At 67.5% G+C, this 15,721-nt stretch carries 17 protein-coding genes; 6 read left to right on the forward strand and 11 right to left on the reverse strand.

Annotation, left to right across the window (positions count from 1 at the left end; all coding sequences use genetic code 11):
* Positions 1-65 precede the first annotated feature (65 nt).
* From ACXI0D_RS07155 to ACXI0D_RS07165, 3 genes are all read right to left on the reverse strand, one after another.
* Positions 66-773, reverse strand: a complete 708-nt coding sequence (locus tag ACXI0D_RS07155) for a YitT family protein (protein WP_049443418.1) — start codon at positions 771-773, stop codon at positions 66-68.
* Between the two features lie 93 nt (positions 774-866).
* Positions 867-1,316: a GNAT family N-acetyltransferase gene (locus tag ACXI0D_RS07160; RefSeq protein ID WP_049443417.1), complete on the reverse strand. Its 450-nt coding sequence runs from the start codon at positions 1,314-1,316 to the stop codon at positions 867-869.
* Between the two features lie 96 nt (positions 1,317-1,412).
* Positions 1,413-1,625, reverse strand: a complete 213-nt coding sequence (locus tag ACXI0D_RS07165) for a DUF4287 domain-containing protein (RefSeq protein ID WP_479642449.1) — start codon at positions 1,623-1,625, stop codon at positions 1,413-1,415.
* Positions 1,626-1,718: 93 nt separating this feature from the next.
* Here ACXI0D_RS07165 and ACXI0D_RS07170 point away from each other — a divergent pair, with 93 nt between their 5' ends.
* A complete protein-coding gene (locus tag ACXI0D_RS07170; protein ID WP_101765046.1) occupies positions 1,719-2,618 on the forward strand; it encodes a LysR family transcriptional regulator in 900 nt (299 codons plus the stop codon).
* 44 nt (positions 2,619-2,662) lie between these two features.
* On the opposite strand, the gene ACXI0D_RS07175 is transcribed toward ACXI0D_RS07170, so the two are convergent.
* The 4 genes from ACXI0D_RS07175 to ACXI0D_RS07190 all read right to left on the reverse strand — a co-directional run bounded on the left by ACXI0D_RS07175 (position 2,663) and on the right by ACXI0D_RS07190 (position 6,801).
* Entirely contained in the window at positions 2,663-3,646 is a 984-nt protein-coding gene (locus ACXI0D_RS07175) for an aldo/keto reductase (RefSeq protein ID WP_049443414.1), read from the reverse strand.
* A 110-nt stretch (positions 3,647-3,756) separates the two neighbouring features.
* Positions 3,757-4,398, reverse strand: coding sequence for a hypothetical protein (locus tag ACXI0D_RS07180; protein ID WP_479642450.1), 642 nt, complete (start codon positions 4,396-4,398; stop codon positions 3,757-3,759).
* A gap of 122 nt (positions 4,399-4,520) precedes the next feature.
* Positions 4,521-5,663 (reverse strand): PilT/PilU family type 4a pilus ATPase, encoded by a 1,143-nt coding sequence (locus ACXI0D_RS07185; protein WP_005408369.1) that lies wholly within the window; start codon positions 5,661-5,663, stop codon positions 4,521-4,523.
* 100 nt (positions 5,664-5,763) lie between these two features.
* Positions 5,764-6,801, reverse strand: a complete 1,038-nt coding sequence (locus tag ACXI0D_RS07190) for a type IV pilus twitching motility protein PilT (RefSeq protein ID WP_004147099.1) — start codon at positions 6,799-6,801, stop codon at positions 5,764-5,766.
* An 87-nt stretch (positions 6,802-6,888) separates the two neighbouring features.
* Here ACXI0D_RS07190 and ACXI0D_RS07195 point away from each other — a divergent pair, with 87 nt between their 5' ends.
* Positions 6,889-7,566 carry a YggS family pyridoxal phosphate-dependent enzyme gene (locus ACXI0D_RS07195; RefSeq protein ID WP_119007199.1) on the forward strand — a complete coding sequence of 226 codons (678 nt, stop codon included), beginning with the start codon at positions 6,889-6,891 and terminating at the stop codon, positions 7,564-7,566.
* Positions 7,567-7,584: 18 nt separating this feature from the next.
* The gene (gene proC, locus ACXI0D_RS07200) at positions 7,585-8,406 is read left to right on the forward strand and encodes a pyrroline-5-carboxylate reductase (protein ID WP_479642451.1); all 822 of its coding nucleotides are present in this window, start codon (positions 7,585-7,587) and stop codon (positions 8,404-8,406) included.
* A 57-nt stretch (positions 8,407-8,463) separates the two neighbouring features.
* Here proC and ACXI0D_RS07205 read toward each other — a convergent pair whose 3' ends face one another.
* Complete coding sequence (locus tag ACXI0D_RS07205; RefSeq protein WP_049443410.1) at positions 8,464-9,339, reverse strand: LysR family transcriptional regulator; 876 nt, start codon at positions 9,337-9,339, stop codon at positions 8,464-8,466.
* 100 nt (positions 9,340-9,439) lie between these two features.
* Here ACXI0D_RS07205 and ACXI0D_RS07210 point away from each other — a divergent pair, with 100 nt between their 5' ends.
* Positions 9,440-10,042, forward strand: coding sequence for a short chain dehydrogenase (locus ACXI0D_RS07210; RefSeq protein ID WP_049443409.1), 603 nt, complete (start codon positions 9,440-9,442; stop codon positions 10,040-10,042).
* Positions 10,043-10,108: 66 nt separating this feature from the next.
* On the opposite strand, the gene soxR is transcribed toward ACXI0D_RS07210, so the two are convergent.
* Positions 10,109-10,543 (reverse strand): redox-sensitive transcriptional activator SoxR, encoded by a 435-nt coding sequence (soxR, locus tag ACXI0D_RS07215; RefSeq protein ID WP_014036217.1) that lies wholly within the window; start codon positions 10,541-10,543, stop codon positions 10,109-10,111.
* Between the two features lie 29 nt (positions 10,544-10,572).
* On the opposite strand from soxR, the gene ACXI0D_RS07220 reads away from it, so the two are divergent.
* Positions 10,573-11,994 carry an MFS transporter gene (locus tag ACXI0D_RS07220; protein WP_049443408.1) on the forward strand — a complete coding sequence of 474 codons (1,422 nt, stop codon included), beginning with the start codon at positions 10,573-10,575 and terminating at the stop codon, positions 11,992-11,994.
* 86 nt (positions 11,995-12,080) lie between these two features.
* Here ACXI0D_RS07220 and ACXI0D_RS07225 read toward each other — a convergent pair whose 3' ends face one another.
* Both ACXI0D_RS07225 and ACXI0D_RS07230 read right to left on the reverse strand, forming a co-directional pair.
* Positions 12,081-14,102 (reverse strand): esterase/lipase family protein, encoded by a 2,022-nt coding sequence (locus tag ACXI0D_RS07225; protein WP_101765044.1) that lies wholly within the window; start codon positions 14,100-14,102, stop codon positions 12,081-12,083.
* The gene (locus ACXI0D_RS07230) at positions 14,102-15,076 is read right to left on the reverse strand and encodes an Lnb N-terminal periplasmic domain-containing protein (RefSeq protein WP_101765043.1); all 975 of its coding nucleotides are present in this window, start codon (positions 15,074-15,076) and stop codon (positions 14,102-14,104) included. The genes ACXI0D_RS07225 and ACXI0D_RS07230 overlap by 1 nt, the downstream gene beginning before the upstream one ends.
* Before the next feature lie 171 nt (positions 15,077-15,247).
* Here ACXI0D_RS07230 and ACXI0D_RS07235 point away from each other — a divergent pair, with 171 nt between their 5' ends.
* Complete coding sequence (locus ACXI0D_RS07235) at positions 15,248-15,652, forward strand: GFA family protein (protein ID WP_049443405.1); 405 nt, start codon at positions 15,248-15,250, stop codon at positions 15,650-15,652.
* Positions 15,653-15,721 lie beyond the last annotated feature (69 nt).

Raw genomic sequence — 15,721 nt, forward strand, 5'->3', positions numbered from 1 at the left:
CATGGCGTGGCTCTACTGCATGCTGCGGGTGATCTACACGTTCACGGCGAACGCGGAAAGCGCGATCACACGCCCATGTAGCGGCCGGGGCGGTGGTTGAACATCAGCACCAGGCTGAGCACCACCGCGCCGATGGCCGAGTACAGCACCTTCGACGGTGACAGCACGAAGAACGCGGCCACCATCAGGCAGGCGTCGTAGGACATCTGCACCTTGCCGGCGCTCCAGCCACGGGTGCGCTGCAGGTACACCGCCAGGATGCCGATGCCGCCGAGGCTGGCGCGGTGACGGATGAAGAACAGGATGCCCAGGCCGGACAGCGCGCCGCCCACGATCGCCGAGTACAGCGGGTTGATATGCGAGAAGTCGATCCAGCGCGGCAGCAGGTCGGTCAGCACGCCACAGGCGGTGACCGCGGCGAAGGTCTTCAGGGTGAATTCCCAGCCCATGCGCCGCAGCGCCACCCAGTAGAACGGCAGGTTGACCAGCACGAACACCAGGCCGAAGTTCCAGCCCATCGCGTAGTGCAGCAGGAACGCCATGCCCGCCATGCCGCCGATCATCAGCCCACCCTTGGCGAAGATGGCCAGGCCCAGCGAGGCCACCATCGTGGCCAGCACCATGCCCTGCACGTCCTCGGCGATCGAGTGTCGCAGCGCTTTTTCGTCGGCGGTGGTGCCGGCACTGTCGGGCGGTGGGGTCAGCGGACCGGCGGTGACCAGGTGGCCGTCAGCGTCGTCGCACGGCGCGGGGCCATGGGAAGGAGGGGACATGCGGGTGGGGGAACAGCGGGTGGGGAGCGGTATTAGACACGATCTGCATGACAGTTGCAGATGAAATCGTTCAGCCACCCTCGCCCATTCAGATTATTCCAGACCCGCAACAGGCAACACGGCCAGCATGTCCTCGCCATCGTCATCCATGCCGGTCTCGACGAACCCGAAGCTGCCGTAGAAGGCGCCGGCCACCGGATTGCGCGGGTTGTAGCAGATCTCGATCTCGGCCAGCCCGGGCGTGGCCCGGATCTGCGCCAGCGCCAGTTCCAGCGCGCGGCGCCCGATGCCTCGCCCCTGCCAGCGCTGGTCGACCATGAAGCGCCAGATCGAGATGCGCTGCGGCGTCTCCGGCACCCACATGAAGAACCCGACCAGCTCGCCATCGGCCTGGATGGCACGGGTCTGGTAGCCGGGATGGAATGCGGCCTGCACCAGCGACCAGGTGTTGCCGGCGACGAAATCCTGCTGCGCCTCACTGACCTCGAGGTCGCACACGGCTTCGTAGTTGTCGACGGTGATCGCGTCCAACGTGACCTGCATATGGGCGTCCTGCCTCGGGATGAACGCCCAGTCTGCCTGACCCTGGATGCCGTGTGGCCAGGCCCCACACGACCGTTCAGCGCAGCGTTGCCTGCCTCATCCCTTCTCGGCCAGATGGTGCGCCACCAGCGCGTTGGCGTGGCCATGGCCCAGCCCATGCTCGCTTTTAAGGAAGCTGACCAGTTCCATGTGCCTCAGCCTAGGCTGCTTCGCCAGCAGGCCGAACCAGTGCGCCACCGGCTGACCGTAGGCCTTCTCGATGGAGGGGAAATACGAGGCCGGGCCTTTCGGCTTGGTGTCAGTGCTCATGCGGAAGCTCCTTGCGTTGGATGTACCGGTACGACGAACCGGGGCGCCGGAAATCGACAGGCCCGTTCAATCCGGGAGCCTTATCATCCCGTCATGCCCCGTGAAAACCTCAACGACCTGCAGGCCTTCGTGCACGTTGCCCGCGAAGGCAGCTTCACCAGGGCCGCCGCCCAGCTCGGCGTGTCCCAGTCAGCGCTCAGCCATGCCATGCGCGGCCTGGAACAGCGCCTCGGCGTGCGCCTGCTGACCCGTACCACCCGCAGCGTGTCCACCACCGAAGCTGGCGCCCGCCTGCTCGAAACCCTCGCCCCACGCCTGGCCGAGATCGAGGACGAACTGGCCGCGCTGGCCGAGTACCGCGAGCGCCCGGCCGGCACCATCCGCATCAACGCCACCGGCCATGCTGCCGAGTACCTGGCCTGGCCGCGGCTGGCGCCGCTGCTGCAGCGCTATCCGGACCTGAAGGTGGAACTGACCACCGACTACGGCCTGGCCGACATCGTCGCCGAACGCTACGACATCGGCATCCGCCTCGGCGAGCGGCTGGCCCGCGACATGGTCGCGGTGCCGATCAGCCCGCCGCTGCGCATGCGCGTGGTCGGCGCGCCCAGCTACTTCCGCCAGCACGTGGTGCCGCAGCATCCGGACGACCTGGCCGGGCACAACTGCGTGACCCTGCGCCTGCCCACGCATGGTGGACTGATGCCGTGGGATTTCGGCCAGGACGGCAACGAACTGAGCGTGCGCGTGACCGGCCAGTGGACCTTCAACACCATGGGTATGACCCGCGCCGCGGCGCTGGCCGGCAGCGGCCTGGCCTGGCTGCCGGAAGACCAGGTGCAGCCGATGCTGGACGATGGTCGCCTGCAGTCGGTGCTGGACGACTGGTGCCCGCACTTTGATGGCTACTACGCGTATTACCCATCGCGCCGCCACGTCACCGTGGCGATGCGCACGGTGCTTGAAGCGCTGCGCGGGCCGATGGGAAGTTGAGGAGTGCGGACCAACGGTCCGCACCCACCGCACCCACCTGGTGATCAGCCCTTGGCCTGCGCCGCACGCTGCGCGTTGTAGCGCTCGCCGACGATCGACACTTCGTCCAGTGCCTGCGCGATGCGCTGCAGATCCTCCGGTGCCAACTGCAGGTCGGCCGCGCCCAGGTTCTCTTCCAGGCGATGGACCTTGGTCGTGCCCGGAATCGGCACGATCCACGGCGCCTGCGCCAGCAGCCAGGCCAGCGCCACCTGTGCCGGGGTCGCGCCACGCGCCGCAGCAATCGTGCCGATGCGATCAACCAGCGCCTGGTTGGCGCGGCGTGCTTCCACCTGGAAACGCGGCACGCTGTTGCGGAAGTCGTTAGCGTCGAAGGTGGTGTCGGCGTTGATCGCGCCGGTCAGGAAGCCGCGGCCAAGCGGGCTGAACGGCACGAAGCCGATGCCCAGTTCCTGCAGGGTCGGCAGCAGCTCGCGCTCCGGCTCGCGCCACCACAGCGAGTACTCGCTCTGCACGGCGGCGACCGGCTGCACCGCATGCGCACGGCGCACGGTGGCGGCGCTGGCCTCGGACAGGCCGAAGTGGCCGACCTTGCCTTCGGCGATCAGGTCGCGCACGGTGCCGGCCACATCTTCGATCGGCACGTTCGGGTCCACGCGGTGCTGGTAGAACAGGTCGATATGGTCGGTGCGCAGGCGCTTGAGGCTGGCTTCGGCCACCGCACGGATGTTCTCCGGGCGGCTGTCCAGGCCGGTATCGACGCGCGCGTCCTTGAAGCCGAACTTGGTGGCGATCACCAGCTTGTCGCGATACGGCGCCAACGCTTCGCCGAGCAGGTCTTCGTTGGTGTACGGGCCATACACCTCGGCGGTGTCGAAGAAGGTCACGCCACGCTCGACGGCGGCCTGCAGCAGGGCGATGCCCTGGCTGCGCTCCACCGGCTGGCCGTAGGCGTGGGTCAGGCCCATGCAGCCCAGGCCCAGGGCGGAAACCTTCAGGCCACTGCGGCCGAGTTCACGTGTCTGCATCGTCGTGCTCCAGAGGGGGAGCGCTGACGATACGCCTGCATTGGCGGTGGATTGAACCGGCTGGATGGCAGTCGGTCATGACTGGAATTCATCAATCGGCGGCGCGCGGGTCATTCCATGCCCGGCACGGTGTCAGTGCACCCCGCCAGTTCCACCATCATCCTGCCAGTGTTGCGGAACGCCGGATCCCGCGGCACCCATCGCGCGAACCAACGCTGCTCGCCGTCCACCACGGACTCGAACATCCACGTTGAGCCATCAAGCCCAGCGCTCGAGTCTTCGCCCTGCAAAAGCGCAAACGCGGCGGCGATGGCCTTCCATTCCTGCGTACTCAGCGCGCGCGGTGGCGCGCACGTGCCGCCCTTGATGACGCTGGATGGACGCCCGGGCGACGATCCGGGAATCTCGAAATCGCGTGCACTGCGCCCGACGATCCACGCCTGGCCGGCTGCGTTGCGCTGCGCGCGTACTACCACGCCCGGGAAGAATGGGGTATGCCAGACGAAGCGATACGCCTGGACCGGTACGCTGCCACAGCGGAACGACGGCTCCGGCAAGCCATCGAGATCCCGCAACGCGTCTCTGTAGGATGCCCTCGCAAACCCGGTGAAATCGAGGAAGGGAAGCGGGCCCCTGCTACGCCTCTGTGCAGGCGGTGGCAGCAGATACCAGGCATGCGCCTCCGGATCGTCGCAGCCCTCGGCCGGGGCAGCCGGTTCGGGGGTACGAGCACAACCGCCCTGCAGCAGCACGGCGATGGCCAGTACCACGCTCGCAGTCACACGCATGCACGCCTCCCTGGCAGGTGCACGCCGGCGTGCATCCGGCGCTGCGGTCATCCCGGAGCAGAGGGCGCCCGCAGGCGCCCGTCCAGTCACCGGATCTCGGAAATCTCCACGCCGTCCAGCCCCTGCGACAGGGTGCGCGCGTCGCCGCCCTGGCTGAGCTTGATGCGCAGGCGCACCTCGTTCTGCGAATCGGCGTAGCGCAGCGCGTCCTCGTAGCTGATCTCGCCGGCCTGGTACAGCTCGAACAGGCTCTGGTCGAAGGTCTTCATGCCCAGCTGGACCGAGTCCTTCATCACTTCCTTCAGCTTGTGGATCTCGCCGTCGCGGATGTAGTCCTGCACCAGCGGCGTGCCCAGCAGGATCTCCATCGCCACCTTGCGCGAGCGGCCATCCGGCGACGGCACCAGCTGCTGCGCGACCACGCCCTTGAGGTTCAGCGACAGGTCCATCAGCAGCTGGTTGCGGCGGTCTTCCGGGAAGAAGTTGACGATGCGGTCCATCGCCTGGTTGGCGTTGTTGGCATGCAGGGTGCACAGCACCAGGTGGCCGGTTTCGGCGAACGCGATGGCATGGTCCATGCCTTCGCGGGTACGCACCTCGCCGATCATGATCACGTCCGGCGCCTGGCGCAGGGTGTTCTTCAGCGCCGCTTCCCAGCTGTCGGTATCGATGCCGACCTCGCGCTGGGTGATGATGCAGCCCTCGTGCTTGTGCACGAATTCGATCGGGTCTTCGATGGTGATGATGTGGCCGGTCGAGTTCTGGTTGCGGTAACCGATCATCGCCGCCAGCGAGGTCGACTTACCGGTACCGGTGGCGCCGACGAACAGGATGATGCCGCGCTTGGTCATCGCCAGCGTCTTGATGATCGGCGGCAGGCTCAGTTCTTCCACGGTCGGAATGCGCGTCTCGATGCGACGCAGCACCATGCCGACCTGGTTGCGCTGGTAGAAGCAGCTGACGCGGAAGCGGCCGACACCGGACAGGCCGATGGCGAAGTTGCATTCGTGGGTCTTCTCGAATTCCTCGCGCTGCGCCGGGGTCATCACGTTGAGGACCAGGTCGCGGCTCTGCTGCGGCGTGAGCGGGGTCTGCGTGATCGGCGAGATCTTGCCGTTGACCTTCATCGCCGGCGGCATGCCGGCCGTGATGAACAGGTCCGAGGCGCGCTGGTGCGCCATCAGCTTGAGGAACGAAGTGAAATCGATGGTGGTCGCGGTGGTGTTCACGGCGGGCTCCCAATGGGGCATGTACCAGGAAACGGTCGGTGGAGGAAACGGCGCGGGTACGGCGGCGCACTGGCGCACGCCGCCCCGCTGCTGCCCCGCCTTACTCGAACAGGCGCTTGTCCTTGGCGTACTCGCGGGCCTGGTTGCGGGTGATCAGGCTGCGCTTGACCAGGTCCTGCAGGTGCTGGTCCAGGGTCATCATGCCGTACTGCTGGCCGGTCTGGATGGCCGAGTACATCTGCGCCACCTTGTCCTCGCGGATCAGGTTGCGGATGGCCGGGGTGCCGACCATGATTTCCCACGCAGCGGTACGACCGCCGCCGACCTTCTTCAGCAGTGCCTGCGAGATCACCGCACGCAGCGACTCGGACAGCATCGAACGCACCATCGGCTTTTCGCCGGCCGGGAACACGTCGATGATACGGTCGATGGTCTTGGCCGCCGAACTGGTGTGCAGGGTGCCGAACACCAGGTGGCCGGTTTCCGCGGCGGTCAGCGCCAGGCGGATGGTTTCCAGGTCGCGAAGTTCGCCGACCAGGATGATGTCCGGGTCCTCACGCAGTGCCGAGCGCAGGGCTTCGTTGAAGCCATGCGTGTCGCGGTGTACTTCGCGCTGGTTGATCAGGCACTTCTGCGAGGTGTGCACGAATTCGATCGGATCCTCGACGGTGAGGATGTGGCCGTATTCGTTCTTGTTGATGTAGTCGATCATCGCCGCCAGCGTGGTCGACTTGCCCGAGCCGGTCGGGCCGGTCACCAGGATCAGGCCCTGCGGCTGCTGGATCACTTCGCGGAACAGCGGCGGGCAGGCCAGGTCCTCAAGGGTGAGCACCTCGGACGGAATGGTACGGAACACCGCACCGGCGCCGCGGTTCTGGTTGAACGCGTTCACACGGAAGCGCGCCAGCGACGGGATCTCGAAGGAGAAGTCCACTTCGAGGAATTCCTCGTAATCGCGGCGCTGCTTGTCGGACATGATGTCGTACACCAGCGCGTGGACCTGCTTGTGGTCCAGGGCTGGGATGTTGATCCGGCGAACATCGCCGTCCACGCGGATCATCGGCGGCAGGCCTGCGGACAGGTGCAGGTCGGACGCTTTGTTCTTTACGGAAAACGCCAGCAGTTCGGCGATATCCATGAGCGGCTACTCCCCAATAACGGCTTCGACTGGAAGGATCTTTCCCCGGGCGGCAGTATAGCCTCCTGATTCAACGGAACGCGTTACGTGGCCACTCCCCTGCCCCAGATCCTGAGCAACCTGCATGCTGCCGCCGAGGCGGCCGGCCGACCCGATCCGCGCCTGCTGGCCGTTTCCAAGACCCAACCGGCCGAGGCCCTGGCCGCGCTGGCCGCACAGGGCCAGCAGGCCTTCGGCGAGAACTATGTGCAGGAAGCGCTGGCCAAGATGCAGGCGCTGCAGCATCTGGCGCTGGAGTGGCACCTGATCGGCCACCTGCAGTCGAACAAGGCCGATGCCGTGGCCACCCATTTCGACTGGGTGCAGAGCGTGGACCGGCCCAAGCTGGTGACGGCGCTGGCGCGCCATCGCCCGGCCACGCGCGGCCCGCTGAACGTGCTGATCCAGGTCAACATCGACGATGAGTCCAGCAAGCACGGCTGTGCGCCGGAGGCCGTGGACGCATTGGCCGCCGCGATCGCCGCCGAGCCCCAGCTGCGCCTGCGCGGCCTGATGGCGATTCCGGCGCCGTGGCCGGAGGCCGAGCGTCGTCGGGATGCATTCGTGCGCATGCGCGCCCTTTTCCAGTCACTGGCCGCCCAGTATGAGCAGGTCGACACGCTGTCGATGGGCATGAGCAGCGACTACGCCGAAGCCATCGCCGAGGGCGCCACCCTGGTGCGCATCGGCACCGCCCTGTTCGGCGCGCGTCCGCGCCCGGCCTGATTTTCCAAGGAGACTTCCATGGCAGCTGATTCCATCACCTTCATCGGCGGCGGCAACATGGCGCGCAGCCTGATCGCCGGCCTGATCCGCCAGGGCGTGCCCGCCGCGCACATCCACGTGGCCGAACCGGTTGCCGCACTGCGCGAGTCGCTGGCCACCGATTTCGGCCTACAGGTACACGACAACGCCGCCGATGCCGCCGCACAGGGCCGCACCTGGCTGCTGGCGGTAAAACCGCAGGTGCTGCGCGAGGTCTGCCAGTCGCTGCAAGCACTGGCGCAGGCGAACCGACCGCTGGTGGTGTCCATTGCCGCCGGCATCACCAGCGCGCAGCTGGAACGCTGGCTGGGCGGCAACCTGCCGGTGGTGCGTGCAATGCCCAACACGCCGGCCCTGCTCGGCGCCGGCGTGACCGGTCTGTATGCCACGCCGTCGGTGGATGCACAGCAGCACGCGCAGGCCGAACAGGTATTGGCCAGTGCCGGCCGTACCGTGTGGATCGAGCACGAGGCGCTGATGGATTCGGTCACTGCCGTGTCCGGCAGCGGGCCGGCCTACGTGTTCCTGCTGGCCGAAGCGATGGAAGCGGCGGGCATTGCCCAGGGCCTGCCGGCCGAGGCCGCGCGCACGCTGGTGGTGCAGACCCTGCTGGGTGCCTCGCGCATGCTTGACGAGGCCGGTGAAAGCCCCGCCGAACTGCGCCGCCGCGTGACCTCGCCGAACGGCACCACCCAGGCCGCGATCGAGCGCTTCCAGGCCGGTGGTTTCGAGGCACTGGTGGACACCGCGCTGCGCGCCGCGCAGGTGCGTGGGCAGGAACTGTCTGCGGCGAATGATTGAAACAGGCGTGCCGACCAACGGTCGGCACCTACCATCATCCACGCAAGGCGTAGATGCTCATTGCCCCAATGTGGCCATGACGAAATCGACGAAGCACTGCAAGCGCGGGCGCGGCCGTCGATCCGGCAGGTAGATCAGGTGCATCGGCCGCGGTTCGGGCAGGTAGTCGCGCAGCAGCGGCTTCAACCGCCCGGCCGCGATCTCGCCGGCCAGCAGTGCGGTCGGCTGCAGCACCAGCCCTGCCCCGGCCACCGCGGCCTCGCGCAGCGCAACACCGTCGTTGCAGGTCAGCCGCGCCTCCCAGTCCACCTGTTCGCCGTTGGCCAGCTGCCAGCCATGGCCACCACGCCAGGCGAGATGGCTCAGGCAGTCATGCCCCTGCAGATCCGCTGGCGTGCGCGGCGTGCCGCGCCGGCGCAGGTATGAAGGCGCCGCGCACAGGCTCATTGCATAGGGCGGCAACGGCCGCGCCACCACCTCCTGCGATGGCAGCGGTCCGACCCGGATCGCCACGTCGAAGCCGTCCTCGATCAGATCCACGCGGCGGTTGCTCAGGTCCAGCTCGATGTTCAACTGCGGCTGCGCGCGCAGCAGGCCGGCCAGCTGCGGCGCCAGCACACAGCTGCCCCAGGTGGTCGGCGCACTGACCCGCAGCAGGCCACGCGGCTGTACCTGCAGGCCGGCCACGTCGGCCTCGGCCTGCTGCACCTGCTCCAGCACTTGCCGGCAGCCGGCCAGATAGGCGCTGCCGGCTTCGGTCAGGCGCTGGCGGCGGGTGTTCCGTTGCAGCAGCGCTGTCCCCAGGTGCGCCTCCAGCTGCTGGATGTACTTGCCCACCATCACCGCCGAGACCTGCAGCTGTTCGGCGGCGCCGGCGAAACTGCCACGCTCGGCCACGGCAACGAAGGCCTGCATGCATCGGAGGGTATCCATTACTAACCCTGAGTTAGGAATCTGCGAAGCATACGCTTCTTACCTAACCCCACTGTGACGGCGCAGACTGCGCCCATTCCCACTCCCGCAAGGAACCGCCATGAAGATCCTCCTCGTGGGTGCCAGCGGCACCCTCGGCCAGGCAGTCGCCCGCCAGCTTGGCCAGCAGCATCAGATCCTCGCGGCCGGCCGCCACAGCGGTGAGCTGCGCGTCGACCTGACCGACGACGCCAGCGTTGCCGAACTGTTCGCGCGTACCGGCCCGGTCGATGCGGTGATCTCCACCGCTGGCAAGCTGTACTTCGGCCCGCTGCAGGAGATGACGCCCGAGCAGTTCAACATCGGCCTGCAGGACAAACTGCTGGGCCAGGTGCGGCTGGCACTGGCCGCGCAGCACCACCTCAACGCCGGCGGTTCGATCACCCTGACCAGCGGCATCGTCAGCGCACAGCCGATCCGCGATGGCGTCAACGCCACCTCGGTGAATGCCGCACTGGAAGGCTTCGTGCGTGCCGCCGCACTCGAGCTGCTGCCGCGCGGCCTGCGCATCAACGTGGTCAGCCCGAACGTGCTGATCGAATCGATGGCCGCCTACGGCCCCTACTTCCCGGGCTTCGAGGCGGTGAGCGCGCAGCGCGCGGCACTGGCCTTCCAGCGCGCGGTGGAAGGCATCCAGAGCGGCGAGACGATCACGGTCTGGTAAGAAATAGGGGACGGAGGGGATTAAGTCGTTTGTGCACTTGCGACCTAATCCCCTCCGTCCCCTTTTTCACTCCCAGCGCATCGGGCCGTCGCCGCGTTCGCCGAGGACGTCGCCCGGGTTGGCCAGGCGACAATGCTGCAGCGACAGGCAGCCACAGCCGATGCAGCCGGTCAGTTCATCGCGCAGCAGCTGCAGCATGTGGATGCGCTCTTCCAGCTCGGTGCGCCAGCGCGCGGACAGCTTAGCCCAGTCGGCCTTGGTCGGCGCGCGGCCTTCAGGCAGGCTCTCGAAGGCACGGCCGACCGCTTCCAGCGGCATGCCCACCCGCTGCGCCACGCGGATCACGGCCAGCCGGCGCAGTACATCCCGGCTGTAACGGCGCTGGTTGCCCGAAGTACGCAGGCTGCTGATCAGCCCCTTGCGCTCGTAGAAATGCAGTGCGGAAATGGCCACGCCACTGCGCTGGGAGACCTCGCCAACGCTGAGTTCCTGGGATGCCATTGCTTGACCTCAACTACAGTTGAGGTGTCATGCTGCTATCTTCGCCGCCCGTTGACAAGCGCGGCCTGCACCTGACCCGTATGACCCCGACCCTCTCTCCCGCCGACGCCCACCTGCCGGCTGACACCTCGATCCTGTCCGCGCGCTACCGCGCCACCACCATCGGCATGGTCGCGCTGGTCGCGCTGCATGCCTTCGAGGCATTGGCCGTCGCCGCCGCCATGCCCACCGTGGCCGAAGCGCTCGATGGCCTGCGCCTGTACGCGCTGGCCTTTGGCGGCACCCTGGCCACCAGCGTCATCGGTATGACCCTGGCCGGGCGCTGGGCGGATCGCCACGGCCCCGCGCGCCCGCTCTGGTACGGCCTGGCCTGCTTCGTGCTGGGCCTGCTGCTGGCCGGCTTTGCGACGCGCATGGGCATGCTGGTGGCCGGGCGCCTGATGCAGGGCCTGGGCGCGGGCGCGATTTCGGTCTCGCTGTACGTGATGGTTGGCCGCAGCTACCCCGAACACCTGCGGCCGAAGGTGTTCGCCGCGTTCTCCGCAGGCTGGGTGGTGCCGTCGATGGTCGGCCCGGCGCTGAGTGGCCTGATCGTGCAGCATCTGGGCTGGCGCTGGGTATTCCTGGCAGTGCCACTGCTGGCGATACCGGCCGCACTGCTGCTGCGCCCGGCATTGGCGCGCATGCAGTCTCCCGTTGCGCCCGGCAACGATGGCGAACGCGGCAACGTGGTGCGCTGGGCCAGTGGCGCCTCACTGGCCGCACTGCTGCTCTACGTCGGCGGCCAGCAACAGGGCATGGCCGCCCTGCTCTGCATCGGCGTGGCGATGCTGGCGCTGCTGTTCTGCGTGCACCGGCTGTTGCCGGCCGGAACGCTGATTCTGCGCCGCGGCCTGCCCAGCGTGATCGCGCTGCGCGGCATCGCTGCGGCGGCGTTCTTCGCCTGCGAAGCCTACCTGCCCCTGCTGCTGCAGCGCGAACGCGGGCTTTCGCCCAGCTGGGCCGGCGCGGTGCTCAGCCTCGGTGCGCTGGGCTGGTTCGCCGGCTCCTGGCTGCAGGGTCACCAGCAGCGCGGCTGGTCACGCCAGCAGCTGCTGCGCGTTGGCACGGTGATGATGACGGTCGGCATCGCCGCCACGCTGGCGGTGCTGTTCAAGCAGATGCCGCTGCCGGTCGCGCTGGTCGGCTGGGCCGTGACCGGTTTCGGCATGGGCATGATCTACGCCAGCCTGTCGGTGCTGACCCTGTCGCTGTCAGCGCCGCATGAGCAGGGTGCCAATACCTCGGCGCTGCAGCTGAGCGAGGCGCTGTCGGTGACCACCGCGCTGGCGGTCTCCGGTGCGCTGTTCGCCCTCTTCGTGGAAAGCGCGCCGCACACCGGCTACCTGCTGTGCCTAGCGATCACTTTCGGCCTGGCGGTGCTGGCCGCAGTGATCGCGCGGCGGGTGTAGGCCGCCGCATTACGGTGGTGCCGGCCGCTGGCCGGCAACCTCCACGCACGCAGGAATGCCGTGATGATGCCGGCCAGCGGCCGGCACTACCTGGCAGCGGCGCCCATGTCATCGATATCCCGATGCAGGATGCGCCGCACTTCCAGCACGGCCTGTGGGGTCTCCTGCACGCTGTGGCCGGAAATGATCACTTTCTCCGACAGCGCCCCCGGCAGGTGCGCGCTCCAGTACGGCACCAGCCCGTCATCGGACTTTTCCACCGGCAACTCCGGCTTGCGCTGGGCGATGATCGAGTGGTACTTCAGGCCCGCTTCGATCGGCAGCTGTGCGGCGGCCTTCACGAACGGGTCGCTGGCCTTGAGGTTGTCGATGCTGTTGGGAATCTTCGGCTTGGCCGTGCCATCGACCTGCTGTTCGGCCTGTGCCAGCGCCATGAACACATCCTCGAACTTGCCGAGGATGGTCAGCGGCAGGCGCACCAGGCGACCGATCAGGCGCCCGACCTTGTTGCCGGCGATATCCGTTCCCTGGTGCGGCGCGGCGATGAAGATCGCGCGCTCCACGTTCGGCTGCGCCTTGAAATGCAGCAGCGGCCCCAGCTTGGTCTGCACCCGCTTCAGCCGCTCGCCCTTCAGATCGTAGTTGGCCAGCAGGTCATCCCACAGCACATCACCAGAGTCGCTCACCAGCAGGCGCGCGAGCACGCCGCCCATGCTGTGGCCGATATAGACCATGTCCTTCGACGCACGCGTGCTGCCGTTGGGGTCGAAATGCTTCAGCGTGTCGTTGAACGCGTTGGCGATCTCGTAGCGGTTCAGCGCGATCGGTGCATTGGTCGGGTAGTAGACCTGCCACACCTGGAACTGCTGGCGCAGCTCGGGATCGCCCATGATCTCGTTGGCCAGGTTCACCCAGGCTTCCGGGCTGCTGGCCAGGCCATGCAACATGAAGATGATGCGGCGGTTCGGGTCCCACGGCTGCATCAGGTAGATGTGCGGTTCGCCGATGCCCTCGCTCATGCCGAACAGGGTGCGCAGTGACTGCCGGGCGAAGCCACTCTGCGCCAGCCACAGGCCGTAGGCGGCGGTGAAATTGCCGGCCAGCGGTACCTGTTCGCCGTGCAGGGTGATGCGTTCGGTGGCTTCCGGCGAATAGGCATCGAGCTCGACCCGGCGCGTGCGCATCACATCGTCCAGGCTGCTGCCCTCGAACCGCAGCAACGCAGTGACGTTGATCGAGGACATCTCGCTGAACTCGGGCACCGAATCGTCATGGCGATGGCGGCGGCCACGACGCGCGTCGTCCTCATCCTCCGGCGGCGTATCGGCCTTCGGGCCATCCGGCGCGATCACCGGCGCGACCAGCTTCGGCGGGTCCATCACCATCACCAGCTCGGCGCCGAAACCATCGCGGCGATAGGTGCTGCGCAGGCCGACGAAGCTGACCGTGCCGGCCGGTACCAGCTGCGCAGGAATGCTCTTCAGGTTCAACTGCTGGTAGTTGGAGGCCAGCGACCAGCTGCCGACCGTGAGCGGTTTCGTATAGTCCTCGCCCGCCAGCGCAGCGGCGCGTGCGCGCACGAACAACACCACTGCCGCCTTCTCGGCCGCGTAGTTGTAGTAGTCGCGCACCTGCGTCTGCCGGTCCTCGAAGGCGCGGTCAGACGGTGAGCGCCCGCTGTAGAACAGGTAGGCATAGGCATAGCGCGCGGCTTCCAGCCAGGCGTCCAGCGCCGCATCGCTCATCGGCGGATCGCCGGCGGCGGTCTTCTTCGGCGTCAACGCCAGTGCGGCCTTCACCCACAGTTCGGACAGCGCCGACAACCGCTGCTCGACATTGAGGTCATCGGTCATCAACAACGTGCTGCGGCAGACCAGGAAGTCCTTCTCGCACTGCGACTCGTCCAGGCCCGCCGCGCTGAGCGTCTCGCGCGCGGCCGGGCTGAGCTTGCCGGTGTTGAGCACGTCGGCACGCTTGTTCACCAGCGAATCGCTGGATTTGACCTGCTTGACGGTCACCATCGCGCAGCCGCTGCTGCCCAGCAGCAGGAAGGCGGCGAACAACGCCGGCAGCAGGCGCTGCCAGCGGATCAGGAAGAGTCGGGTCATTACTGCGGGTCCTGCTCGGTGCCGGGCACGCCCTGGCGGATCACGGTGGAGAAGTGGTCGCCGCTGCCCAGGTCCAGCGCACGCTGGGTGATGCGGCCCTTGTCATGCAGTTCGGCGTACGGCACACCCGGAGTGAGCGCACCCACCTCCTGCGCGTACTCGGCCAGATACCCGGACAGCAGCAGGCGATAGTCCAGCGGCAGGCGCGGCGCGATGTGCCGGGCCAGGTCGAAGACGATGGTGGTGCAGTTGCTGGTGAGCGTGTTGTAGAAGCCCGGCTTCGCATCCAGTTCGCGCGCCTGCGCGATGTACGCGGCAAACAGCTCCTTCAGCTGCGCACGGTCCATGCCGTGCAGGCGGTACAGGTAGACATCCTCGCCGCGCGCGTTGGTACGGGTGCGGATGATGTCGGTCTCCTCCGAGGCCACCAGGGTCATCTCGAACTTGCGGAAGAAGCCGCCCAGCGCCGAGAACGATTCACCACGTTCCTTGCGGATCTCCAGCGAGAACACCACGTGGCGCCCATCCTCGAAACCGAACGAGATGAGGGTGTGGGCGATCGCCGGGCCCATCCAGTACGACAGCACCAGGTCGGCCGAGCGCAGCTGGTCCAGGTCGTATTCGCGGCGCACCCAGCGCGCGTCGTAGTCGGTTTCGCTGCGCCAGGTGAAATCACGCACGTTGTCGAACACTACTTGGCGCCCGTCGAAGGACACCACATGCAGGCGCTGGGCCACGTCATCGGCCCACACGCGGTCCTGCCGCGGGGTCAGCAGCAGCCACCACAGGCCAGCCAGTGCCAGCGAGGCGCCGAACGCCAGGCCCAGGCGACGATGGCCACGGCCACGCGCGACCCGCCACGACGCCCACAGCGCAAGCAGCAGCCACAGCACCGCAATGCCGTTCGCCAGCCAGCCCGGCCCCGGCATCTGATAGGCCAGCAGCCCGGTCACCCATAACGCTGCCAGCGCCATGGCACTTCCTGTCATCCAACGTCCTGCGGCTCTCACTGGCATCCTGTCGCGGTCCCGAAGCCGCATAGTTAGCCACAAGCGGGTTCACCGTGGCATCTACGGCCCGTTCAGGCACGCCGGCGCACCGTCTGCGGCGGTCCATGCGGCCAGGTTCATCTCACAGGAGCAACGATGGGCATCACTTCCGTGGCCGGCGTTCCGGTCCAACCCCAGCACCGCGCCACCTGCCATTGCGGCACGGTTGAACTGCTGCTGGACCTGCCGGACGGCATCGTCGACCCGCGCCGCTGCGACTGCTCGATGTGCCGGCGCCGGGGTGCCATTGCAGCCAGCGTTACCCGCGCGGGCCTGCAGGTGGTGCGCGGGCAGAACCACCTGCAGCTGTACCAGTTCAACACCCATGTGGCCGAGCACTACTTCTGCGGCGTGTGCGGCATCTACACCCATCATCGGCGCCGCTCCAACCCGGAACAGTACGGTTACAACGTGGCCTGCCTGGAAGGCATCGACCCGTTCGCGCTGGGTGTGATCCCGGTCAACGACGGGGTCAACCACCCCGCCGACCGCACCGGCTAGTGGCGCGCGCACCGCGGCGGCGTGGCGACCTTCTGCCAGGGCGCCATGCCGCTGCGCCCGGCCCGCGCA

The organism is Stenotrophomonas sp. C9D9 (assembly GCF_056491205.1).

Coding starts and splice junctions, on each gene's coding strand:
- ACXI0D_RS07235 (WP_049443405.1), top strand. CDS start 15,248: ATGGGCATCACTTCCGTGGCCGGCGTTCCGGTCCAACCCCAGCACCGC.
- ACXI0D_RS07190 (WP_004147099.1), bottom strand. CDS start 6,801: ATGGATATCGCCGAACTGCTGGCGTTTTCCGTAAAGAACAAAGCGTCC.
- ACXI0D_RS07205 (WP_049443410.1), bottom strand. CDS start 9,339: ATGGATACCCTCCGATGCATGCAGGCCTTCGTTGCCGTGGCCGAGCGT.
- ACXI0D_RS07155 (WP_049443418.1), bottom strand. CDS start 773: ATGTCCCCTCCTTCCCATGGCCCCGCGCCGTGCGACGACGCTGACGGC.
- soxR (WP_014036217.1), bottom strand. CDS start 10,543: ATGGCATCCCAGGAACTCAGCGTTGGCGAGGTCTCCCAGCGCAGTGGC.
- ACXI0D_RS07170 (WP_101765046.1), top strand. CDS start 1,719: ATGCCCCGTGAAAACCTCAACGACCTGCAGGCCTTCGTGCACGTTGCC.
- ACXI0D_RS07175 (WP_049443414.1), bottom strand. CDS start 3,646: ATGCAGACACGTGAACTCGGCCGCAGTGGCCTGAAGGTTTCCGCCCTG.
- ACXI0D_RS07210 (WP_049443409.1), top strand. CDS start 9,440: ATGAAGATCCTCCTCGTGGGTGCCAGCGGCACCCTCGGCCAGGCAGTC.
- ACXI0D_RS07165 (WP_479642449.1), bottom strand. CDS start 1,625: ATGAGCACTGACACCAAGCCGAAAGGCCCGGCCTCGTATTTCCCCTCC.
- ACXI0D_RS07230 (WP_101765043.1), bottom strand. CDS start 15,076: ATGGCGCTGGCAGCGTTATGGGTGACCGGGCTGCTGGCCTATCAGATG.
- ACXI0D_RS07220 (WP_049443408.1), top strand. CDS start 10,573: ATGCTGCTATCTTCGCCGCCCGTTGACAAGCGCGGCCTGCACCTGACC.
- ACXI0D_RS07225 (WP_101765044.1), bottom strand. CDS start 14,102: ATGACCCGACTCTTCCTGATCCGCTGGCAGCGCCTGCTGCCGGCGTTG.
- proC (WP_479642451.1), top strand. CDS start 7,585: ATGGCAGCTGATTCCATCACCTTCATCGGCGGCGGCAACATGGCGCGC.
- ACXI0D_RS07160 (WP_049443417.1), bottom strand. CDS start 1,316: ATGCAGGTCACGTTGGACGCGATCACCGTCGACAACTACGAAGCCGTG.